We start from the raw sequence: 2,729 nt of genomic DNA on the forward strand, positions 1-2,729 counted from the left end.
CCGGGTGATGTTCAAGCAACTGCTGCAGGCCGACGCCATCGACGTGGTGCAACTCGACAACTGCCGGCTGGGCGGTCTGAACGAGGCCATCGCGGTGATGCTGCTGGCCGCCAAGTTCGGCAAGCCGATCTGTCCGCACGCCGGTGGGGTCGGCCTCTGCGAATACGCCCAGCATGTGTCGATGATCGACTACGCCTGCATCAGCGGCCAGCTGGAGGGCCGGATGACCGAACACGCCGGGCACCTGCACGAGCATTTTGTCGACCCGATCTGCATCGCCCGTGGCCGCTACCTCGCTCCGACAACGCCGGGGTTCAGCGCTGAAATGCACGCTGCGTCACGGAGGGACTATCGCTTCGCCGGATCGACCGGCGGCAAGTAACGGTTCTGGTCCGAACGCCAGTCGTTCAGCTGGCCGACCACTGCCTCTGACCCGACGGCGCCGCGCAGAAAACTTCCACGCCAGGTGTCTCCGAAAATCGGGAAGGAGAAGCGTGCCATGGCCGTCAGCTCGCCCTCCAGCGAATTGGCGCCTTCAAGGTCTATGCGGTAGCGGCGACGGACGGCAGGCGGAGTCGACGCGAGGTTCGTCACAAGCCTTTGAGTTCCGGCTATCAGCAGGGCTCCCGATCCGCCCCCAGGGCTCTGGATGGCGACGCCGGAATCGCGCGCCCCCCAGAAAGCCAGATATGTAAACGGCGTGACAAAGCGGGGCGTGACCTGGGTTTGCTCGTGATATTTTCCCGGTCCGCGCATCACATAGCGCCGTCCGCCAGCCTCGAAGACGGCGTCGATCACACCCACCTGCTCGCGCCGGCCCGTGTCCACCTTGCCGCGATGCAGATGGGTAGGCTTGAAGTGGCCACTCAGCCGTCCGGGGCTGGCGCCCGGTCCCAACGCGATGCGGGTCTGCGGCTGAAAGTCGATGGCGGCGGAGAAATCAACGCCCGTGACGGAGGTGTCTGCGCCGGTGCGGATCAGTTCGGCCTGAGCGCCGTCGGCCCGGGTCGAAAACGCGCCGCGGACGGGTTCGGCGAAAACCGGCTGCGAACCGCAGGAGCCGAGATGGTGCGCATAGCCGTAGAAGCCGTGCGGGGTCAGCACGTTGCACCACAGCCACGACAGGCCCAGGGGTGGGAAATGACAGATGCGCAGGCTGGCCGCGAGGTTCTGACGGGCGCCGACGAACCCGACCATGGCTGACTCGCTGTAGCCTGCAACGCCCTTGGTGTTCGGGCGCTCGTAGGGTGTCACCGCCCGCGCTGCGGCCCAGGTGGGCGCCAATAGCAGCGATGGGGCGGCAGCTAGCAGACCACGGCGGTTCGGGCCGGAAACAGCCGTGTTCTCCGCCCGCATCATCTGGTCCTCAAGCGCTGGGGGTCAACAGGGGTGATCGGGTAGCCGGCGGCCTTGCGGGCTTCGTCCATTCGGCTGCGGGTGGCCTCGACCTGGGCGTCAATCCACTTGGGCGGGTCCAGGACGCGCCCGAGGAACGTCATGGCGTCCAGAAAGCGCGGGGCGATGGAGGCGCCCACATGTTCGGCGCCACGGACCAGCCGATACTCGTGGGCGACGCCTCTGTCGAACAGCACGCGATGCAGGAACTCGGTTCCGTGGTGAAGGAAGAACAGGTCCTGGTCCCCCGCCTCGAGATAGATCGACAGCCCCACCAGTCGCTCGGGCGCCTTTAGGGCGATGGTCGCCGGATTGTTGGCCGCCCAATAGGCCTCGTCGACCGGCGCGCCGTAAATCTGCTGGAAGAGCGCGTCTGAGCGCCAGAAGCGGTCGCGGAGCTGGATGTCCCTGAACGCCAGTACAGGTTCAATCCCGGGCTCCATGCCGGCCACCGCCTGGAACACCTCCGGATGCTTGAAGGCCATCCGGAGCGACCCCATGCCGCCCATGGAAATGCCGGTGACCAGAGTGCCTTCGCGACCGGGCGTAACGTGGGTGGTCCGGCGCATGTGGGCGATCAGGTCACGGACAACGAACGTCTCCCACTTCTGGGAGCCGTCGCGGAAGTCCATGTAGAAGCCGCGGCCTGCGGACGGCATCACCGACACCACAGGCGCAATGCGGCCCTCGACAATGGCCTGATCCAGCAGTTCGGCCATCCGGGTCATGTTCTTGTTGGAGCCGCCGCCGCCGTGCAGCTGGATCAGCAGGGGGTAGGGCGTCGGTCGTTTGGGGTCATAGCCTGGCGGGGTGTAGACGCTGATCGGCACCGGGCCGGGTACCATGGCGGAGGTCACCTGCGACTCCACCAGCCGGCCCTGCATTGCTGCGACCGGCCAGGCGAAGCCGACGGCGCAGGCGATGGCGGTCAAAAACCGGGTCAGTTTCATCGGCGGCCTCGGAGGTCCTGGCGTGCTTTCCACCGATCAAAGCGGCTATGAACCCCGATAGCAAGGTGAGCCCACCGTCGGCGGCTGGACGACCCTCTGCCACCGGCTTAGGAAAGCGGGATGACCGTCGAAACGGCCCACGCCCGTCCCCGCCTGAATGATGACACCTCCCTGATCGCGGAGCTGGACCGCAAGGTCCACTGGCTTGCGGCCTGGACGATCCACAACGCCAACCACCTTCGCGAGAGCCGCGACGGCCTCAAGGTCGGCGGGCACCAGGCGTCCTGCGCCTCCATCGCCACCATCATGTCGGCGCTCTATTTCTCGGTGTTGAGGCCGGATGACCGGGTGGCGGTCAAGCCCCACGCCAGCCCGGTGTTCCAC

At 66.5% G+C, this 2,729-nt stretch carries 3 protein-coding genes and 1 pseudogene; 2 read left to right on the plus strand and 2 right to left on the minus strand.

The genetic code is table 11. The features are described 5' to 3' along the window. On the plus strand, window positions 1-382 hold a 382-nt coding region (locus RMO97_RS07065; protein WP_310539893.1), incomplete at its 5' end, for an enolase C-terminal domain-like protein. Here the strand turns inward: RMO97_RS07065 and RMO97_RS07070 are convergent. Together RMO97_RS07070 and RMO97_RS07075 are read right to left on the minus strand one after the other, a co-directional pair. Continuing rightward, entirely contained in the window at window positions 349-1,359 is a 1,011-nt protein-coding gene (locus RMO97_RS07070; RefSeq protein WP_310539894.1) for a hypothetical protein, read from the minus strand. The two genes, RMO97_RS07065 and RMO97_RS07070, sit on opposite strands and share 34 nt — an antisense overlap. Then, window positions 1,356-2,345: an alpha/beta hydrolase-fold protein gene (locus tag RMO97_RS07075; RefSeq protein WP_310539895.1), complete on the minus strand. Its 990-nt coding sequence runs from the start codon at window positions 2,343-2,345 to the stop codon at window positions 1,356-1,358. Before RMO97_RS07075 ends, RMO97_RS07070 begins: the two co-directional genes overlap by 4 nt. Before the next feature lie 198 nt (window positions 2,346-2,543). Here RMO97_RS07075 and RMO97_RS07080 point away from each other — a divergent pair. After that, window positions 2,544-2,729 (plus strand): annotated as a pseudogene (locus RMO97_RS07080) (hypothetical protein); the annotation flags it as partial.

The organism is Phenylobacterium sp. (assembly GCF_031425575.1).
GTDB lineage: Bacteria > Pseudomonadota > Alphaproteobacteria > Caulobacterales > Caulobacteraceae > Phenylobacterium.